Source organism: Streptomyces sp. XY431 (assembly GCF_001279805.1).
Lineage (GTDB): Bacteria > Actinomycetota > Actinomycetes > Streptomycetales > Streptomycetaceae > Kitasatospora > Kitasatospora purpeofusca.
On record NZ_LGDO01000230.1, the window covers coordinates 119,923 to 138,095 of the forward strand.

General features: G+C 74.8%; 14 protein-coding genes. 11 read left to right on the forward strand and 3 right to left on the reverse strand.

Annotated features, from left to right (window positions below; translation table 11 throughout):
• Positions 1 to 91 precede the first annotated feature (91 nt).
• The 7 genes from cobU (at position 92) to ADK60_RS21810 (ending at position 8,896) form a co-directional block, all read left to right on the forward strand.
• Entirely contained in the window at positions 92 to 664 is a 573-nt protein-coding gene (cobU, locus tag ADK60_RS21780; RefSeq protein WP_053648225.1) for a bifunctional adenosylcobinamide kinase/adenosylcobinamide-phosphate guanylyltransferase, read from the forward strand.
• A gap of 28 nt (positions 665 to 692) precedes the next feature.
• On the forward strand, positions 693 to 1,808 hold the full coding sequence (locus ADK60_RS21785) for a nicotinate-nucleotide--dimethylbenzimidazole phosphoribosyltransferase (protein ID WP_045938271.1): 1,116 nt from the start codon (positions 693 to 695) through the stop codon (positions 1,806 to 1,808).
• A 99-nt stretch (positions 1,809 to 1,907) separates the two neighbouring features.
• The gene (locus tag ADK60_RS21790) at positions 1,908 to 2,681 is read left to right on the forward strand and encodes an adenosylcobinamide-GDP ribazoletransferase (protein WP_053648226.1); all 774 of its coding nucleotides are present in this window, start codon (positions 1,908 to 1,910) and stop codon (positions 2,679 to 2,681) included.
• Between the two features lie 296 nt (positions 2,682 to 2,977).
• The gene (locus ADK60_RS21795) at positions 2,978 to 4,486 is read left to right on the forward strand and encodes a leucyl aminopeptidase (RefSeq protein WP_053648228.1); all 1,509 of its coding nucleotides are present in this window, start codon (positions 2,978 to 2,980) and stop codon (positions 4,484 to 4,486) included.
• 388 nt (positions 4,487 to 4,874) lie between these two features.
• Positions 4,875 to 6,281 carry a dihydrolipoyl dehydrogenase gene (gene lpdA / locus ADK60_RS21800; protein WP_107084095.1) on the forward strand — a complete coding sequence of 469 codons (1,407 nt, stop codon included), beginning with the start codon at positions 4,875 to 4,877 and terminating at the stop codon, positions 6,279 to 6,281.
• A 60-nt stretch (positions 6,282 to 6,341) separates the two neighbouring features.
• Positions 6,342 to 8,150 (forward strand): 2-oxoglutarate dehydrogenase, E2 component, dihydrolipoamide succinyltransferase, encoded by a 1,809-nt coding sequence (gene sucB / locus ADK60_RS21805; protein ID WP_053648230.1) that lies wholly within the window; start codon positions 6,342 to 6,344, stop codon positions 8,148 to 8,150.
• A gap of 230 nt (positions 8,151 to 8,380) precedes the next feature.
• On the forward strand, positions 8,381 to 8,896 hold the full coding sequence (locus tag ADK60_RS21810; RefSeq protein WP_045944233.1) for a DUF4240 domain-containing protein: 516 nt from the start codon (positions 8,381 to 8,383) through the stop codon (positions 8,894 to 8,896).
• A 79-nt stretch (positions 8,897 to 8,975) separates the two neighbouring features.
• Here the strand turns inward: ADK60_RS21810 and ADK60_RS21815 are convergent, their stop codons facing one another.
• Together ADK60_RS21815 and ADK60_RS21820 are read right to left on the reverse strand one after the other, a co-directional pair.
• Positions 8,976 to 10,016, reverse strand: a complete 1,041-nt coding sequence (locus ADK60_RS21815) for a DUF2510 domain-containing protein (protein ID WP_045944232.1) — start codon at positions 10,014 to 10,016, stop codon at positions 8,976 to 8,978.
• Between the two features lie 131 nt (positions 10,017 to 10,147).
• On the reverse strand, positions 10,148 to 10,681 hold the full coding sequence (locus ADK60_RS21820; protein ID WP_502687442.1) for a GNAT family N-acetyltransferase: 534 nt from the start codon (positions 10,679 to 10,681) through the stop codon (positions 10,148 to 10,150).
• Positions 10,682 to 10,778: 97 nt separating this feature from the next.
• Between ADK60_RS21820 and ADK60_RS21825 the strand changes: the two genes are divergently transcribed.
• The 3 genes from ADK60_RS21825 (at position 10,779) to ADK60_RS21835 (ending at position 14,962) form a co-directional block, all read left to right on the forward strand.
• Complete coding sequence (locus tag ADK60_RS21825) at positions 10,779 to 11,684, forward strand: TIGR01777 family oxidoreductase (protein ID WP_053648233.1); 906 nt, start codon at positions 10,779 to 10,781, stop codon at positions 11,682 to 11,684.
• Positions 11,685 to 12,140: 456 nt separating this feature from the next.
• Positions 12,141 to 13,469 (forward strand): NAD(P)/FAD-dependent oxidoreductase, encoded by a 1,329-nt coding sequence (locus ADK60_RS21830; RefSeq protein ID WP_053648234.1) that lies wholly within the window; start codon positions 12,141 to 12,143, stop codon positions 13,467 to 13,469.
• A 260-nt stretch (positions 13,470 to 13,729) separates the two neighbouring features.
• Positions 13,730 to 14,962 (forward strand): cation:proton antiporter, encoded by a 1,233-nt coding sequence (locus tag ADK60_RS21835; protein ID WP_053648236.1) that lies wholly within the window; start codon positions 13,730 to 13,732, stop codon positions 14,960 to 14,962.
• 28 nt (positions 14,963 to 14,990) lie between these two features.
• Here ADK60_RS21835 and ADK60_RS21840 read toward each other — a convergent pair whose 3' ends face one another.
• On the reverse strand, positions 14,991 to 16,952 hold the full coding sequence (locus ADK60_RS21840; protein ID WP_234371202.1) for an NsdA family TPR-like regulatory protein: 1,962 nt from the start codon (positions 16,950 to 16,952) through the stop codon (positions 14,991 to 14,993).
• 309 nt (positions 16,953 to 17,261) lie between these two features.
• Here ADK60_RS21840 and ADK60_RS21845 point away from each other — a divergent pair, with 309 nt between their 5' ends.
• Positions 17,262 to 18,023: a 3-hydroxybutyrate dehydrogenase gene (locus ADK60_RS21845; protein WP_045944892.1), complete on the forward strand. Its 762-nt coding sequence runs from the start codon at positions 17,262 to 17,264 to the stop codon at positions 18,021 to 18,023.
• Positions 18,024 to 18,173: the final 150 nt, after the last annotated feature.

Genomic DNA, 18,173 nt, shown 5'->3' on the forward strand with positions numbered 1-18,173 from the left:
CCGACGACCAGCGATGCGCTGTGCTGCGCACCCTAAGCCCTCAGGTTGCCCGGCCGGATCTTCGGTATGCGCCGTGGGCGAGGATGGGCGCATGACACCTGACGCACCGCTCCCCCGCACCCTGCTCCTCGGCGGCGCGCGGTCCGGCAAGTCGACCCGGGCCGAACAGCTGCTGGCCCGGTACGACGACGTGCTGTACGTGGCCACCGGCGGCACCCGGGACGGCGACGCGGAGTGGGCGCAGCGGGTCGCCCTGCACCGGGACCGGCGCCCGGCGAGCTGGCGCACCGCCGAGACCTGCGGGCTGGAGGCCGTCCTGGCCGACACCGCCGACCCGGCGCCGGTGCTGATCGACTGCCTGGCCCTGTGGCTCACCTCGGTGATGGACGAGTGCGGTGCCTGGGACGACGCGGTCTGGGCGGACGGCGGCGAGGCCGAGGTGCAACGGCGCTGCGCGGCGCTGGCGGCCGCCTGGGCGGGGACCCGGCGGCAGGTCGTGGCGGTCAGCAACGAGGTCGGCATGGGCGTCGTCCCGGCCACCCCGGCCGGCCGCCGGTTCCGCGACACCCTGGGCCGGCTCAACATGGCGGTGGCCGACGCCTCCGAGCGTGTGCTGCTGGTGGTGGCGGGGCAGGTTCTCACCGTCAAGCCGCCCGTCTGCTGAGGAGGCGCGGCGTGTAGCCTTCCGGACGATGGACACGACCGTGGATCTCGATACGTTCTCCTCGCTCGTCGAGCGCCCCGACGAGAGCGCCAGGCGCGCCGCCGAGGAGCGGTGGCAGGAGCTGGACCGGCCGCTGGGCGGCCTCGGCAAGCTGGAGGAGCTGGGCGCCTGGCTGTCCTCCGTGCAGGGGCGCTCCCCCGTGCGGCCGCTGTCGGCGCCCAAGGTGGTGCTGTTCGCCGCCGACCACGGGGTGGCCCGGGTCGGGGTCTCCCGGCTGCCCGCCGGGGGCGGCACGGCCGCGCGCGTGCGGGCCGTGCTCGACGGCACCGCGCCGGTCGCACTGCTCGCCCGGCGCTTCGGCGCCGAGGTGCGGGTGGTGGACGTCGCGGTCGACGCCGAGGCCGCGGACTTCCCCGACGAGGTGACGGCGCACCGGGTGCGGCGCGGCTCCGGGCGGATCGACGTCGAGGACGCGCTGAGCCCCGAGGAGACCGCCAGGGCGTTCCGGGCCGGGATGGCCGTCGCCGACGAGGAGGCCGACGCCGGAACCGACCTGGTGGTGCTGGGCGACCTCGGGGTCGGCTCGACCACGGTGGCGGCGGTCCTGGTCGGCGCGCTCTGCGGAACGGATGCGGCGGCGGTCACCGGGCGCGGCTCGGGCATCGACGACCGGGTGTGGATGGTCAAGTGCGCGACCGTGCGCGACTCGCTGCGGCGGGCCCGGCCGGTGCTGGGTGACCAGTTGGCGCTGCTCGGGGCCACCGGCGGCGCGGACTTCGCGGCGATCACCGGCTTCCTGCTGCAGGCCGCGGTGCGGAAGCTGCCGGTGGTGCTGGACGGGGTCGTCTCGGCGGCCTGCGCGCTGGTCGCGCAGCGGATCGCGTTCCGGGCGCCGGAGTGGTGGCGGGCCGGACAGACCAGTGGCGAGCCCGCCCAGGCGAAGGCGTACGACCGGCTGACCCTGACGCCGCTGCAGGAGCAGGGGATCACCATGGGCGAGGGCGTCGGCGCGCTGATGGCGCTGCCGCTGCTCCAGGCCGCGGCGGACACGCTGGCCGACGAGCCGCCGACGGCGTACGTGCCGGCGGCGCCGAAGGAGCCGGCCCGGCTGCCGACGGCGGCGGAGCTGCTGGGCAAGCTGTAGGGACTGCAGGGGCCCGGGATCCGTCGCTCACCGACGGGTCCCGGGCCCCTGGCACGCGCGCTTCCGGCACCCGGCCGGGTGCCGGACGGGAGTGGGTGGTTGACGGTGCGGGACGGGCTGCGGTTCGCGTTCGGGACCCTGTCGGTGCTGCCGGTGCGGGTCGACCGGTGGGACCGGGCGTCCGGGGGGCGGGCGATGGTGGCCGCGCCGCTGGTCGGGGTGGTGCTCGGGGCACTCGCCGGGACGGCGGGGGCGCTGGTCGCCTGGCGCGCGGGCGGGCCGCTCGGGGCGGTCGCGGCGGTCGCCGTGCTCGCGGTGCTCACCCGGGGACTCCATCTGGACGGCCTGGCCGACGTCGCGGACGGCCTGGGCAGCGGCAAGCCCGCCGAGGACGCGCTGCGGATCATGAAGCAGTCGGACATCGGCCCGTTCGGTGTGCTCACCCTCGTCCTCGTACTGCTCGCGCAGGTGGCCGCGCTGGCCGGGCAGTTCGACCGTTCCCCGCTGCGGGGCGCGCTCGCGGTGCTCGCGGCGGCGGTGGCCGGGCGCTGCGCGCTCGCCTGGGGCTGTCTGCGCACGGTGCCGGCGGCCCGGCCGGGCGGGCTCGGCGCGATGGTGGCGAGCACCGTGACGCCGGGTGCGGCGCTCGCCTCGACCGGGGCCGCGGCGGCCCTGCTCGGACTCGTCGGCCTGCTCGACGGATGGTCAGTCCTCCTGCTGCCACTGGCCGTTGGGATCGGCACCGGCGCCGCCCGGCCGCTGCTGCTGCGGTGCGTGCGGCGGTTCGGCGGGATCACCGGGGACGTGCTCGGCGCGACCGTGGAGACCGCCGCGACGGGTGCGCTGCTGGCCCTGGCACTGCTGCCCCGCTGAGGGCCCCAAAGCCCCGGCACCGAAAGGCGGTAGACCGGGCGGCGCGTGATCCCACCATGCGGACTACCATGCGGGGAGCACCGCAGCCCTGCACCGTCGCAGGTCCTGCCCGTCCGGCGCCCGTCGCGGCGCCGGGGCCTCTGGTGTGCGCGACCGCCGCGACGGTGGGCGCGCGCAGCCAGGGGCCCCGGGTCCGACACCGCCGGCCGGTCGGCCTGGCCGGCGGTTCCGGGCTGCGCCGGTGCGGCACTCGCGCCGCGACCGGTCGTGGACCGCGAAAGAACAGGACGCATTACGTGACTGCATTGTCTGTGAGCACCTCCGCCGCCGCCTCGCTGCGCGCGGACGCCCTGGTGATCGGCGTGGCGAAGGGCTCCAAGGGCATCGTGCTCGCCCCGGGCGGCGAGGCCGTGGCCGAGGCGTTCGAGGGCAAGCTGGCCGAGGTTCTCGCCACCCTGGGCGCGACCGGCGCCGAGGGCGACGCCGTCAAGGTGCCCGCCCCGGCCGGTCTGAAGGCCGCGCTCGTGCTCGCGGTCGGCCTCGGCGACGCCGTCGAGGGCGGGTACGGGCTGGAGGCCCTGCGCCGCGCCGCCGGTGTCGCCGCCCGCACGCTGGCCGGCAGCAAGAAGGTCGCGCTGGCCCTGCCGGCCGAGTCCGCCGAGGAGGTCGAGGCGGTCGCGCTGGGCGCCCTGCTCGGCACCTACGCGTTCGGCACCTACAAGCAGAACGGCAACGGCAGCAAGGAGCCGGTCGGCGAGCTGCTGGTGCTCTCGACCCGCAAGGGCAGCAAGGACGCCAAGGCGGCCGTCGAGCGCGCCCTGGCCGTCGGCGAGGAGATGAACCGCGCCCGCGACCTGGTCAACACCGCGCCGAACGACCTGACCCCGAAGTCCTTCGCCGCGATCGCCCAGGCGGCCGGCAAGGAGCACGGCCTCAAGGTCGAGGTGCTGGACGAGAAGGCCCTGCTCAAGGGCGGCTTCGGCGGCCTGCTGGGCGTCGGCAACGGCTCGGCCAACCCGCCGCGGCTGGTGAAGGTGGCCTACACCCACCCGAAGGCGAAGGCCACCCTGGCGTTCGTCGGCAAGGGCATCACCTACGACTCGGGCGGCATCTCGCTGAAGCCGGCCGGCCACAACGAGACCATGAAGTGCGACATGGCCGGTGCCGCCGCGGTGTTCGCCGCCGTCGTCGCCGCCAAGCGCCTCGGCCTCCAGGTCAACGTCACCGCGTGGCTGGCGCTGGCCGAGAACATGCCGTCCGGCACGGCCACCCGCCCGGGCGACGTGCTGCGGATGTACGGCGGCAAGACCGTCGAGGTGCTGAACACCGACGCCGAGGGCCGTCTGGTGCTGGCCGACGCCATCGTGCGGGCCGGCGAGGAGAACCCGGACGTCATCGTCGACGTGGCGACCCTGACCGGGGCGATGATCCTGGCCCTGGGCAACCGCACCTTCGGTGTGATGGCCAACAACGACGAGCTGCGCGCGACCCTGCACGCGGCCGCCGGCGAGGTGGGCGAGCCGTCCTGGCCGATGCCGCTGCCGGCCGAGCTGCGCAAGGGCATGACCGAGTCGACCATCGCCGACCTGGCCAACATGGGCGACCGGATGGGCGGCGGCCTGGTGGCCGGCCTGTTCCTGAAGGAGTTCGTGGCCGAGGGCATCGACTGGGCGCACCTGGACATCGCCGGCCCGGCGTTCCACGAGGCCGCGCCGTTCGGCTACACCCCGAAGGGCGGCACCGCGACGGCGGTCCGCACCCTGGTCCGCTTCGCCGAGCAGAAGGCCGCCGGCGGCAAGGGCTGACGGACGGGTACGACCGAGGACGGGGTCCGGCGCGCACGCGCCGGACCCCGTCCGGCTTCCACGGCGAGTTACCTGCGAGTAGGGGAAGCGGGCGCGCGCCGCACCCGTGTTCGCTGCGGGCGAAACTTTGTTCCACAGTGCGGAACCGTCGGCCGCGAGGGCCTCGAGAAACCCCCTGCCGCCCCCTGTCAACCCCGCCTTGAGCTGCAACGATGCCCCTCCGTCCGGGGTATTCCCACCCCTGCGACCGCCCTTCGGGACACCCCTGGGGCGGACCCGGACATCAGCCGCTGCGAACAAGTGCGAAGATGTATTTCCGGCACGACTGGGCGCCCCACAAGGGCTTCCGACCCACCGGACCGCGACCGGCCCGGCGATCCACATCCCATTGCATGGAGGACGTGACGTGGCGAACGACGCCAGCACCGTTTTCGACGTAGTCATTCTCGGAGGCGGAAGCGGCGGTTACGCCGCGGCGCTCCGCGGCGCCCAGCTGGGCCTGAGCGTCGCCCTGGTCGAGAAGGGTGAGCTCGGCGGCACCTGCCTGCACCGCGGCTGCATCCCGACCAAGGCGCTGCTGCACGCGGCCGAGATCGCCGACGAGACGAAGGAGGCCGCCGAGTTCGGCGTGCTGGCCACCTTCCAGGGCATCGACATCAACGGCGTCCACAAGTACAAGGACGACGTCGTCGCCGGCCTGTACAAGGGCCTCCAGGGCCTGGTGGCGTCCCGCAAGGTGACCTTCATCCAGGGCGAGGGCAAGCTCTCCTCGCAGACCTCGGTGGACGTCAACGGCCAGCGCATCGAGGGCCGCCACATCCTCCTGGCCACCGGCTCCGTGCCGCGCTCGATCCCGGGCCTGGAGATCGACGGCAACCGCGTCATCTCCTCGGACCACGCCCTCAAGCTCGACCGCATCCCGCAGTCGGCCGTCATCCTCGGCGGCGGCGTGATCGGTGTCGAGTTCGCCTCCGTCTGGAAGTCGTTCGGCGTCGACGTCACCATCGTCGAGGCCCTGCCGCACCTGGTCCCGCTGGAGGACGAGAACTCCTCCAAGCTGCTGGAGCGCGCCTTCCGCAAGCGTGGCATCAAGTTCGAGCTCAAGGCCCGCTTCTCCGGCGTCGAGTACACCGAGACCGGTGTGCGCGTCTCCACCGAGAACGGCAAGCAGATCGACGCCGACCTGCTGCTCGTCGCCATCGGCCGCGGCCCGGTCTCGGCCGGCCTCGGCTACGAGGAGAACGGTGTCGCGATGGACCGCGGCTACGTCCTCGTCGACGAGTACATGCGCACCAACGTGCCGACCATCTCGGCCGTCGGCGACCTGGCCCCGACCCTGCAGCTGGCCCACGTCGGCTTCGCCGAGGGCATCCTCGTCGCCGAGCGCCTGGCCGGCCTCAAGCCGGTGCCGATCGACTACGACGGCGTCCCGCGCGTGACCTACTCCAACCCCGAGGTGGCCTCCGTCGGCATCTCCGAGGCCAAGGCCGTCGAGCTGTACGGCAAGGACAAGGTCGTCACCGTCAAGTACAACCTGGCCGGCAACGGCAAGAGCAAGATCCTGAAGACCGCCGGCGAGATCAAGCTCGTCCAGGTCAAGGACGGCGCCGTGGTCGGCGTCCACATGGTCGGCGCCCGCATGGGCGAGCAGGTCGGAGAGGCCCAGCTGATCTACAACTGGGAGGCTCTCCCGGCCGAGGTCGCGCAGCTCATCCACGCGCACCCGACCCAGTCCGAGGCCCTGGGCGAGGCGCACCTGGCGCTGGCCGGCAAGCCGCTGCACGCGCACGACTGATCGCGCCCCCACACCCCCCATCTTCCAGTTCGCAAGACTTGAATAGGAGTCGCTGAAACCATGGCGGTCTCAGTAACACTGCCCGCGCTGGGCGAGAGCGTTTCCGAGGGCACCGTCACCCGTTGGCTGAAGGCCGAGGGTGAGCGCGTGGAGGTCGACGAGCCGCTGCTCGAGGTCTCCACCGACAAGGTCGACACCGAGATCCCGGCCCCGGCCTCCGGCATTCTGGCCTCGATCAAGGTCGGCGAGGACGAGACCGTCGAGGTCGGCGCCGAGCTGGCGATCATCGACGACGGCTCGGGCGCGCCGGTCGCCGCCGCGGCTCCGGCCGCCGCTGCCCCGGCCCCGGTCGCGGAGGCCCCGGTCGCCGCTCCGGCCCCGGTCGCCGAGGCTCCGGCCGCGCCGGCCGCCCCGGTCGCCGCCGCTCCGGCGGCCCCGGCCGCCGACGCCACCCCGGTGCTGCTGCCGGCCCTGGGCGAGTCGGTCTCCGAGGGCACCGTCACCCGCTGGCTGAAGGCCGAGGGTGACACGGTCGAGGTCGACGAGCCGCTGCTCGAGGTCTCCACCGACAAGGTCGACACCGAGATCCCGTCGCCGGTCGCCGGCACCCTGGTGAAGATCCTGGTCGGCGAGGACGAGACCGCCGAGGTCGGCGCCCAGCTCGCGCTGATCGGTGCCGCGGGCGCCGTCGCCGCCGCTCCGGCTCCGGTGGCCGCTCCGGCCGCTCCGGCTCCGGTCGCTGCCCCGGCCCCCGTTGCCGCCCCGGCCCCGGTTGCCCCGGTCGCCGCTCCGGCTCCGGCCGCCCCGGCTGCTCCGGCCCCCGTTGCTGCTCCGGTGGCCGCTCCGGCCGCTCCGGCTCCGGTCGCTGCCCCGGCCCCCGTTGCCGCCCCGGCCGCGCCGGTCGCCGCTCCGGCTCCGGCCGCCCCGGTGGCCGACGCCGGTGACGCCTACGTCACCCCGCTGGTGCGCAAGCTCGCCGCCGAGCACGGCGTCGCGCTGACCGCTGTCACCGGTACCGGTGTCGGCGGCCGCATCCGCAAGCAGGACGTCCTGGCCGCCGCCGAGGCCGCCAAGGCCGCGCCGGCCCCGGTCGCCGCTGCCCCGGTCGCGGCCGCCGCCGCGCCGAAGGCCGCTGCCGCCCCGTCGGCCCTGCGCGGCCAGACGGTCAAGATGACCCGCATGCGCAAGGTCATCGGCGACAACATGATGAAGGCCCTGCACGAGCAGGCGCAGCTCACCAGCGTGGTCGAGGTGGACGTCACCCGGATCATGTCGCTGCGCGCCAAGGCCAAGGACTCCTTCCTCGCCCGCGAGGGCGTGAAGCTGTCCCCGATGCCGTTCTTCGTCAAGGCCGCCGCCCAGGCGCTGAAGGCCCACGCGGTCGTCAACGCCCGGATCAACGACGCCGAGGGCACCATCACCTACTTCGACACCGAGAACATCGGTATCGCGGTGGACTCGGAGAAGGGTCTGATGACCCCGGTCATCAAGGGTGCGGGCGACCTCAACATCGCCGGCATCTCGAAGAAGACCGCCGAGCTGGCCGGCAAGGTGCGCGACAGCAAGATCACCCCGGACGAGCTGTCCGGCGCCACCTTCACCATCAGCAACACCGGCTCGCGCGGCGCGCTGTTCGACACCGTCATCGTGCCGCCGAACCAGGCCGCCATCCTGGGCATCGGCGCGACGGTCAAGCGCCCGGTCGTCATCGAGGCCGACGGCGGCACCGCCATCGGCATCCGTGACATGACCTACCTGTCGCTCTCCTACGACCACCGCCTGGTGGACGGCGCCGACGCCGCCCGCTACCTGGTGGCGGTCAAGGAGATCCTGGAGGCCGGCGAGTTCGAGGTCGAGCTCGGCCTGTAAGGCTCCGCCCGAGGGTTCCCCCTCCGGCAGCACCGGAACCCCGCGTCGTCCCCGGACGGCGCGGGGTTCCGCGCGTCCGGGGCGGGGCGTCGGTGGACGGGGCGGGGTGGCGGTGGACGGCCGCGGACGGCGGGCGTCTTGTCGCCGTTCCGGGTTTTTCGTGCCGTTCCGGGCGATTCACCCGCTCTTCGCATGCGCGCGTGCGGCCGAACAGGGATGCTGGAGCGGTGATGGACGAGACCGACTTCTGGCAGATCATCGACGACACCCGGGAGGACGCCGAGGGCGACCCGGACGAGCAGGCGGACCGTCTGGTGGAGCGGCTCGTCGAGCTGACCCCGGACGACGTCATCGACTTCGCCCGGCTCTTCGAGGCCCGGTTCCAGCGCGCCTACCGCCACGACCTCTGGGGCGCGGCCTACCTGCTGCTGGGCGGGGCCTCCGAGGACTCCTTCGACTACTTCCGGTGCTGGCTGATCGGCCAGGGCCGGGACGTCTTCGAGGGCGGGCTGCACGAGCCGGACGACCTGGCCGACCTGCTGCCCGGCTTCGACGAGGAGGAGGACGGCGAGGCCGAGGACCTCGGCTACGCGGCCGACGAGGCGTACGAGCAGTTGACCGCGCTGCCGCTGCCCGAGGTGGGCGGGCGCCAGCCCGCGCAGCCGTTCGGGGCCGGGTTCGACTTCGACGACCCCGAGGTCATGGCGAAACGCTTCCCCAAGCTCTGGGAGCGGTACGGGGACTGACCCCGCCAAGGCCGGGCGGGCCGGGGCCGGACCCGGGCGGGCCGGGGCTCACGGCCGCCGGGCCCGCCCGGGCGGCGGCTCAGGTGTTGGAGCCCGCCGCCTCGCTGGTGTCCTGCTTGATGCCCTTGAGGATCTGGTCCAGCACGGACGGGTCGGGCGCGCCCGCGGCGTCGTCCACCCCGCCCTCGAAGGCCACGAAGCCGCCGCCCTTGGCGGGGACGGCCACCATCAGGATGTAGCCCTTGCTGCCGTCCGAGGTGGTGATGTGCCAGCGCACCGCGTAGCCGGAGATGCCCGCGACCGTGGTGCTGGAGGAGCCCGCGTCGGTGTGCCCGGTGATGTTGCTGAAGATCGCCGCTGCGTAGGTCGGCATCGCCGCCTCGGCCGCCGCCCTGGCGGTCGTGCCCGCGATGGTGTCCTTCTCCACCGAGAACTGGCCCCGGATGCAGTTGCCGCCGCCGGGGCAGGTGTACTGGCCGCTGCCGAGGAAGACGGTGGAGTGCGACCCGCTGGTGTTCGCCTCCCAGCCCTCGAACACCGGCACCGTGATGGCGTGCTGCGGGTCCGCCACGGTGTCCTTGAGCACCGGGCTCGGCTTCGGCGGCGTGGTCGGCGGCGGCGGGGAGGACCTGGTCGGGCTGGGGGTGGTGGCGCTCGGGCTCGGTGTGTCGGTGACGGTGACGGTGGCCACCGTCGGGGTCGGCTTGGCGGTGGGGCCGTCACCGCCGCTGTTGAGCGCCACGGCGGCCACCACGCCGACCACGGCCAGCACGCCGACCACGATGCCGATGGCCGTCCCGGTCCTGATCCGGTTCGGCCGCTCCGGCGGCGGATAGGCGGCCGGCGGGTAGCCGTAGGCCGGCGGGTTCTGCGCCGGGTAGCCGTACCCGGGCTGCCCCTGCTGCGGCGCGCCGTAACCGTAGGCCGGCGGCGCGGGTGCGGAACCCCCGGAGGGGTTCTGCCAGGCGACCTGCGTCGGGGCGTCGGCAATCGGGCCGCCGCCCGCCTGGACGGGGCGCACATCACTGGTCCAGGCCGCGCCGTCCCACCAGCGCTCATGACCGGCCGTGCCGTCCGCACCCGGTACCGGGTACCACCCGGGAGGCGTCGAGTTGCTCACGGCCGTAACCTACCCGTCCGGGTGACGCTCCAGACAGGGCGGGTCTGTCACGACTCTGCACCACCCGCGCACACGATCTGACGGTGCGTCAGTGCTGTGGGTGGGTCGTGCGGGAACGGTCGCCCGGTCCCTCAGCCGCCCGGTCGGCCGGTCGCCCCGTCGTCGAGGGACCGGGCCATCCAGATGTCGTCGACATAGGCGCCGTCGATCAGGAACTCCTCCTTGAGCGAACCCTCGACCACGAAGCCGCAGCGCTCGTAGAGGGCGCGGGCCGGGGCGTTGTGGCCGAGCACCCGCAGGGTGATCCGGCGGGCGCCCTGCTCCCGGGCGATCCGGCAGGCCGCCTCGACCAGCGCGACGCCGATGCCCCGGCCGCGCAGAGCGGCGTCGACCGCGAGGCCCTGGATCTGGCGCACATGCCGGTTGCTGGCCAGCGGCGTCGGCGGGACGACCCGGACGTAGCCGACCGCCCGGCCGTCGAGCAGGGCGAGGTGGAACTGGTCCGGGCTGTGGCGTTCGTCGAACACCCCCGCGTCCTCGTCCGGCCGGGGGGCGACCTCGGCCAGCGGGCTCCAGGTGGAGCGGTTGAGGGCGGCGAGTTCCTTCTCGTCCTCGGCCCGGGCGGGGCGGATGATCAGCTGATCGTTTTCGCGCATGCGCCGCATGCTAATCACCCCCGGCCGGGACGTACACGGCATTTCCCGCGGCCCCGCGGGGCCGCCGCTCCCCGGCGGGCCGCCGACCGACTGCGAGGATGGGCCCATGAGAATCGCGGTCACAGGATCCACGGGACTGATCGGCGCGGCACTCGTCGGCTCGCTGCTGGCGGACGGGCACGAGGTGGTGCGGCTGGTCCGGCACCGCTCACGGACCGGGCCCCGGCCGGACGGCACCACCGCCATCGGCTGGAACCCGCTGCTGGGCCAGATCGACCGGGCCGGGCTGGCCGGGGTCGAGGCGGTCGTGCACCTGGCGGGCGCCGGCGTCGGCGACCGCCGGTGGAGCGACTCCTACAAGCGGGAGATCCGGGAGAGCCGGGTCCTGGGCACCGAGACCCTGGCGACCGCCCTGGCCGGGCTGGCCGAACCGCCGAAGGTCTTCGTCAGCGCCTCGGCCGTCGGCTACTACGGGCAGACCGGGGACCGGGTGATCGACGAGTCCTCGCCCGCCGGGGACGACTTCCTGGCGGAGGTCTGCGTGGAGTGGGAGGCCGCCGCCCGCCCGGCCGAGCGGGCCGGGATCCGGGTGGTCCACCCGCGCACCGGGCTGGTGCTCTCCGCCGCCGGCGGCGCGGGCGGACGGCTCTTCCCGCTGTTCCGGCTGGGCCTCGGCGGCCGGCTCGGCGACGGCCGGCAGTACTGGAGCTTCATCTCGCTCGCCGACGAGGTCGCGGCCCTGCGCTTCCTGATCGACCGGGAGGAAATCGACGGGGCGGTGAACCTCACCGCCCCCGAACCGGTGACCAACGCCGAGCTGACGGCGGCGCTCGGGCGGGTGCTGCGCCGGCCGACACCGTTCCCGGTGCCGAAGGCCGTACTGGAGGCGGTGCTGGGCGAGCTGGCGGTCGAGGTGGTCGGCAGCCACCGGGTGGTGCCGCGCCGATTGCTGGACGCGGGCTTCGACTTCGCGCACCCGGACGTCGACTCGGCGGCGCGGGCGGCTCTCTGAGGCTCGGGCCGCTCCCCGGGGTACGGGCCCGAGGCACGGCTCCGGGGCGGCTCTCCAAGGCACTGCTCCGGGCGGGCGGGGCCGGACGCGCGCGGTCGCGTCCGGCCCCCCCGCGTAGACGCGCTACGACGTCCGCCCTGGCCAGGGGCATATGCGGAGCGGAGTCCGGGCGACTGCGGCGCAGGGCTCCGAAAGGGGGCGCACGGGAGCACACGGTGGGCGCGCTGCGCGCCCCTGGTGACCGTGCGCGCCCGTCGGACGGCAACACGGGCGAGGAGGAGTACAGTCCGTGACCGCGCGGCCACCGGATGCGGCCACTCCCCTTCCCCACCGGGTTCGGGGCCGGTGTGCTTGTCTGACGCTCGTACTGACTGGGCATCACACCGGTCGGACCGTGTCCCAGCACCCTGCTGCCTGCACCGGCCCGAAATCCCGGGACCAGGGAGGGAGCCACCCGTGCCCACGTACGACTTCACTCGCCGCACCCGCCGACAGTCCGACCCGGACGTCGTCGTGGTGGGAGCCGGCCTCGCAGGCCTTGCCGCCGCTCGCGTACTCACCGCCCACGGCCTCGCCGTTCAGGTCCTGGAGGCCGCGGACCGGATCGGCGGTCGAGCGGCCTCCCACGAACTCGACGGCTTCCGGCTCGACCACGGCAGCCATCTGCTGAACACCGCCTTCCCCGAGCCCCGCCGCGTGCTCGACCTCGACCGGCTCGATCCGCGCCCGCTCACGCCGGGCGTACTCGTGCACAACGGCGGGCGCCGGTACCGGGTCGGGGACCCGCAGCTGACCACCGCCCGGCAGGCCGCCGCCCGGGCACCACTGGGCAGTCCGCTGGACAAGGCGCGGCTCGGCAGCTGGCTCAACCGCCTCGCCAACACCCCGCCCGCACGGCTGAAGGCCCGGCCGGAGACCACCGCCGCCCGGGCCCTCGGCGACCGGGGCCTCGCCCCGCGCACCGTCGACGGACTGCTGCGGCCCCTGCTCGGCGCCCTGCTCAGCGACCCCGCGCTCGGTACCAGCAGCCGGGTCGCCGACCTGGTGCTCCGCTGTTACGCCCGCGGCCGGCTCTGTCTGCCCGCCGGCGGGATCGCGGCCGTGCCGGCGCAGCTGGCCGCCGCGCTGCCCGCCGACACCGTCCGCACCGGAGTGCGGGTCACCTCGATCACGGCCGACGGCGTGGAGACCGCCACCCACGGGCGGATCGGCGCGCAGGCCGTGGTCGTCGCGACCGACCCCCGCTCCGCCGCCGACCTGCTGCCGGGTCTGCGGCTGCCGGACTTCCACCCCGTCACGACCTTCTACCACGCGGCCGACCGCACCCCCCTGGGGGAGGCCGCCCTGCTGCTGGACGGCGACCGGCCGGGCGGGCAGCCGTCCCTGGTGTCGCACTCGCTGGTGCTCAGCGAGCTGCATCCCTCGTACGCCCCGCCCGGACAGGCGCTGATCGCCACCACCGTGCTCGGCCGCCGCACCTTCGACGCCGGCGGACCGGCGGCCCTGGAGCCGGCCGTCCGGGCCCGGCTGGCGGAGCTGTACGGCACACCGACCGGCGGCTGGCAGTTCCTGAGCGTGCGGCACCTGCCGGACGCGGTGCCCGCCATGCCGCCGCCGCACAACACCCGGCGGCCGGTCCGGCTGCTCGCCGGGCTCTACGTCTGCGGCGACCACCGGGACACCAGCAGCGTGCAGGGGGCGCTGGTGTCGGGGCGGCGCGCGGCCGAGGCCGTGGCGCGCGACCTCGGGCTGCCGATCGCCGTACGGGAGGCGGAGGCGGCCTGACGGACGGACGGCGCCGGGGGGTGTCCTGTGCGGGCCACCCCCCGGCGCCGCTCGGCGTGCGGGCGCGTGGAGCGCGGCGCCCGGCGAGCGGCGCTCGGCGCTCGGCGCTCGGCGCTCGGCGTACAGCACGGGACGGGCGGCGCGTGACGGGCGGCGCGCGGCCCGGCTGCCCGGGCGGCGCCGGTCCGCGTGCCAATATGCCGATATGACCGCTGATCGGACGATCTCTGCTCCCCCGTCGGCCGCCCGGTGAGCGCCCGGTGAGCGCCGACTTCGAGGTCCAGCCGCTCTCGCTGATCCTGGTCCCCGCCGCCGCGGTGGCCGCCCCGCTGATCGCCGACCGGCTGCTGCGGTGGATCGCCGTCCCCACCGTCGTGTTCGAGATCCTGCTCGGCGTGCTGATCGGCCCCGACGTCCTGAACTGGGTGCACGTGGACGACCTGATCGACGCGCTCTCCCAGTTCGGCCTGGCGATGCTGATGTTCCTGGCCGGCTACGAGATCGACTTCGCCGAACTGCGCGGCGGACCGCTCCGCCGGGCGGGTTCCGCGTGGCTGATCAGCGTGGCGGTCGCACTCGTCGTGGGCGCGGTCATCAACCCGAAGCCCCTGGACGGCGCCTTCACCGGGCTCGTGCTGACCACCACCGCGCTCGGCACCATCCTGCCGATCCTGCGCGACGCCGGGGAACTGCCCACCCCGTTCGGTTCGCTGGTCATGGCCACCGGCGCGGTCGGCGAGTTCGGGCCGATCATCGCCGTCGCCGTCCTGCTCAGCGGCAACAGCGCGGGCCGCACCGCCGTCATCCTGGCCGCCTTCGCGGTGATCACCGCCGTCGCGATCGGCGGCGCCCGGCGGCCGCGGCCGGCCTGGATGACCCGGCTGATCCGCCGCACCCTGCGCACCTCCGGCCAGTTCGCCGTCCGGACCGTGATCCTGGTGCTCGCGACCATGGTGGCCGCCGCCCTCTGGCTGGAACTCGACATGCTGCTCGGCGCGTTCACCGCCGGCATCGTCTCCCGGCTGCTGCTCTCCGACATCCCCGAGCCGGCCGAGGAGGTGATCGAGGCCAAGCTGGAGGGCATCGGCTTCGGCTTCCTCGTCCCGGTGTTCTTCGTGGTCAGCGGGATGAACTTCGATCTGGACGCGCTGCTCGGCGATCCGGGCACGCTGCTGCTCGTCCCGGTCTTCCTGCTCCTGCTGCTGGCCGTGCGCGGACTGCCCGCGGCGCTGCTCGCCCCCGCCGGTCTGGGACGGCGCGACCGGGGAGCGCTCGGCCTCTACGGCTCGACGGCGCTGCCGCTGGTCGTGGTGATCACCACGATCGAGGTGGACGCCGGCCATCTGCCGTCCTCCACCTCGGCGGCCCTGGTCGGGGCGGGCATGCTCTCCGTGCTGCTGTTCCCGCTGGCCGCGCAGCGGCTGCGCGGGGACGTCCGGCCGCCGGCCGCCGGGAAGGGCGACCGGCCGCGGGTGAACGCCGAGAGCTGGTGACTCCGCCGGTCGGGTCGGAGCCCCCGGTTCAGATCACCCCCGCCTGACGGGCCGTCTCCTCGAACGCCCGGGCCACCGGGCTGCCCCGGTAGGGCGTGAGGCGGCGGTGGAAGTCGCGCACGTACTCCAGCGACCGGGCCGAGCGCATCTCCCCCGCCGCCCGCAGGGCGTCGGTCGCCATGCCGCAGGCCTCGTCGAGGTCGCCCATGCCGAGCCGGGCGGTGGCCAGCACCAGCCGGCAGAAGATCCGGCTCCGGGCGTAGGCGGGCGAGCGCAGCCGCAGCGACTTCTCGGCGTGCTGGGCGGCCGTCCGCCACTGCTGGAGGTCCCGGTAGCAGTGCGCGAACTCGTCCGAGAGCTGCGCCTCGTCGAAGAACCGCGCCCAGGCCGGCAGCTCGTCGCCGGTGCGGGCCGCCGCCAGCGCCCGCTCGGCCCGGACCAGCGCCGTGGTGCAGGAGCGGACGTCGCCGAGCAGGCCGTGTCCACGTGCCTCGGCCGCGTGCAGCAGTGCCTGCACGGTCGGCGGCACCGCCGTGCCGACGCCCTGCTGGGCCACCCGGGCCAGCTGGACGGCCTCCCGGCCGTGGCCGAGGTGCACGGCCTGCTGGCTCATCGTCACCAGGACGTAGCCGCCGAGCGCGCGGTCCCCGGCCGCCTGGGAGAGCCTCAGGGCCTGGACGAAGTAGCGCTGGGCCAGACCGTGCGCGGCGATGTCGAAGCTCGTCCAGCCGGCCAGCCGGGTGAGGTCGGCGACCGCGCCGAACAGGGCCCGGCCGATCTGCTCGCCGTAGCGGCCGCGCAGCATCGGCTCGGCCTCGCTCTCCAGGTAGCGGACCAGCGCCTGGCGGGCGTGGCCGCCGCCGTAGGCGTGGTCCAGCGCGCGGAAGAGGTCGCCGACGGCGCGGATGGCGGCGATGTCGCCCCGGCCGACGCGCAGGGCCGGGCGCGGCTCGCGGGCCGGGTCCTGGAACGGCGGCTCGACGGCGATCGGCGGGCGGCGGCTCTGGGTGGGCACCCGGGCCCCGAACGCGGCCGCCCCGGCGGCGGGGCCGGTCGTCGGGCCGCCCGCGGGCGCGGCGGCCGGTCCGCCGGCGGGACCGGCCGAGGTGGCGGCGGTGCGGGCGGCCGGGGTGCCCGGCGTGCCCGGTGTGCCCTGGGCACCCTGGCCGCCCGGCAGCTGGCCGCGCGTCGCGGGGCCGGCCGGGCCGACGGGCCCGGTGGCCGACCCGGGCGGGCCGGCCGGCGGAGCGCCCGTCCCCGGGTCGGGCCGCGCCAGGGTGGAGCCGTCACGCGCGACCCGCTCGTCGGTCCGGCCGATCAGCCAGTCCCGGCTCGGCACCACCAGGCCGGCCGGGGTGAAGGCGATCCGGCGCAGCTCGGACTGCGGCCCGTTGTCCTTGCGCCACATGCTCGCGACGATGTCCACCGCTTCCTGCGGCGTCTCGGCGAACTCCAGGCCCGCGTAGACCGGGGCACAGGCGTCCAGGCCGAGGTCCTGCGCGGTGAGGCGGCGGCCGAGCCGACGGGTGAACACCTCGGCGATCAGGGCCGGGGTGGCGCCGCGGGGCTGCTGGCCGCGGAGCCAGCGGGTGACGGAGGTCTTGTCGTAGCGCAGGTCGAGGCCGTGCTCCAGGCCGAGCTGGTCGACCCGGCGGGCCAGGCCGGCGTGCGAGAAGCCGGCCTCCTCGATCAGGGCGGCCAGTTGGAGGTTCTGGGTGCCGGCCGTCTGGTGCCGTTCGGTGGGCGGCCGCTCCGGGGCGTGCCGCTCGGGGGCGGGCCGGACGGGCGGCGACTGGTCGGGCGTGTGCCGGTCCGGGCCGGGCCGGTCGAGGGCGTGCCGGTCGGGCGTGGCCTGCTCGGGCAACCGCAGTTCGTCGGCGGTCGGGGCGTCGGGGGCGTCCGGAAGGGCCCGGCCGACCGGACCCCGGTGCTGGTCGAGCGGGTCGAGCGGTCCGTACGCCGGGCTGTCGGTTGCAGGCCTTTGGGGCATAGTCAGTCAACACCTCTCGGACGCCGCACCGGCTCCACCAGCGGTTCGGCTGCCTGTGGCGACGCCCCCTGTCGGGAATCGGCGTGAATGTAGCGAGCATTCGGGCGCTATGGGTGGTTCTGACCGAGCAATCCTCCGAACGGGTGAAGCATCCGCGCCCATTCCGGGGAAGACCCCTGAGGGTGGGTTTGGCTTTCGGGGCTGCTTCCGGCCGCCGACCGTCATGGCGGAGAACCCCACAGTTCTCCGGGGTGCTGTAGAGGACCACCACATAGGAGCCCGGCCGTCGGATTCCTACCGTTCTCGGCCATGGACACCACTTCAGCCCGCCCCCTCGACGGCCGCACCGCGCTGGTCACCGGGGCCGCCTCCGGCATCGGCCGGGCCTGTGCCGAGGTCCTCGCCGAGGCCGGCGCCCGGGTCCACGTCGTCGACCTCGCCGCCGACCCCGCCCGTCGGCTGGCGGAGCGGATCGGCGGCGTCGCGCACGTCACCGACCTCGCCGACCCGGAGGCGGTGGAGGCCCTGCCGGCCGATGCCGACATCGTGGTCAACAACGCCGGCCTCCAGCACGTCGCCCCCGTCCACGAGTTCCCGCTCGAACGCTTCACCCAGATCCAGCGGGTGATGGTCGAGGCCCCGTTCCGCATCCTGCGCCGCACCCTCCCCCACATGTACGCGCGGCGGTGGGGCCGGGTCGTCAACATCTCCTCCGTCCACGGTCTGCGGGCGAGCCCCTTCAAGTCGGCCTATGTGATCGCCAAGCACGCCCTGGAGGGCCTCAGCAAGACCGTCGCCCTGGAGGGCGCGCCGCACGGCGTCACCAGCAACTGCATCAACCCCGGCTATGTCCGCACCCCCCTGGTGGAGCACCAGATCGCCGCCCAGGCCCGGGCCCACGGCGTGCCCGAGGAGGAGGTCGTCGAGCGCGTCCTGCTGGAGCGCACCGCCGTCAAGCGTCTCATCGAGCCCGTCGAGGTGGCCCGGCTCGCCCTCTACCTCTGCCTCCCGCACGCCGCCTGCCTCACCGGCGCCTCGCTCCCGCTCGACGGCGCCTGGACGGCGCACTGAGCGGTGGGCGGGTGCGGTCGCGTGATGGTTCCGGCAGCCATGGAATTCGGCCGGGGTATGTGGGTCGATCACATAGTCCCGGGCACCGCGGCTCCCTACCTTGTGGCGACGTCCCCCTCCTGCCCGCCCCCGTCCCACCCTCTCCTCACG

Coding starts and splice junctions, on each gene's coding strand:
- sucB (WP_053648230.1), top strand. CDS start 6,342: ATGGCGGTCTCAGTAACACTGCCCGCGCTGGGCGAGAGCGTTTCCGAG.
- ADK60_RS21810 (WP_045944233.1), top strand. CDS start 8,381: ATGGACGAGACCGACTTCTGGCAGATCATCGACGACACCCGGGAGGAC.
- cobU (WP_053648225.1), top strand. CDS start 92: ATGACACCTGACGCACCGCTCCCCCGCACCCTGCTCCTCGGCGGCGCG.
- ADK60_RS21825 (WP_053648233.1), top strand. CDS start 10,779: ATGAGAATCGCGGTCACAGGATCCACGGGACTGATCGGCGCGGCACTC.
- ADK60_RS21820 (WP_502687442.1), bottom strand. CDS start 10,681: ATGCGGCGCATGCGCGAAAACGATCAGCTGATCATCCGCCCCGCCCGG.
- ADK60_RS21785 (WP_045938271.1), top strand. CDS start 693: ATGGACACGACCGTGGATCTCGATACGTTCTCCTCGCTCGTCGAGCGC.
- ADK60_RS21845 (WP_045944892.1), top strand. CDS start 17,262: ATGGACACCACTTCAGCCCGCCCCCTCGACGGCCGCACCGCGCTGGTC.
- ADK60_RS21840 (WP_234371202.1), bottom strand. CDS start 16,952: ATGCCCCAAAGGCCTGCAACCGACAGCCCGGCGTACGGACCGCTCGAC.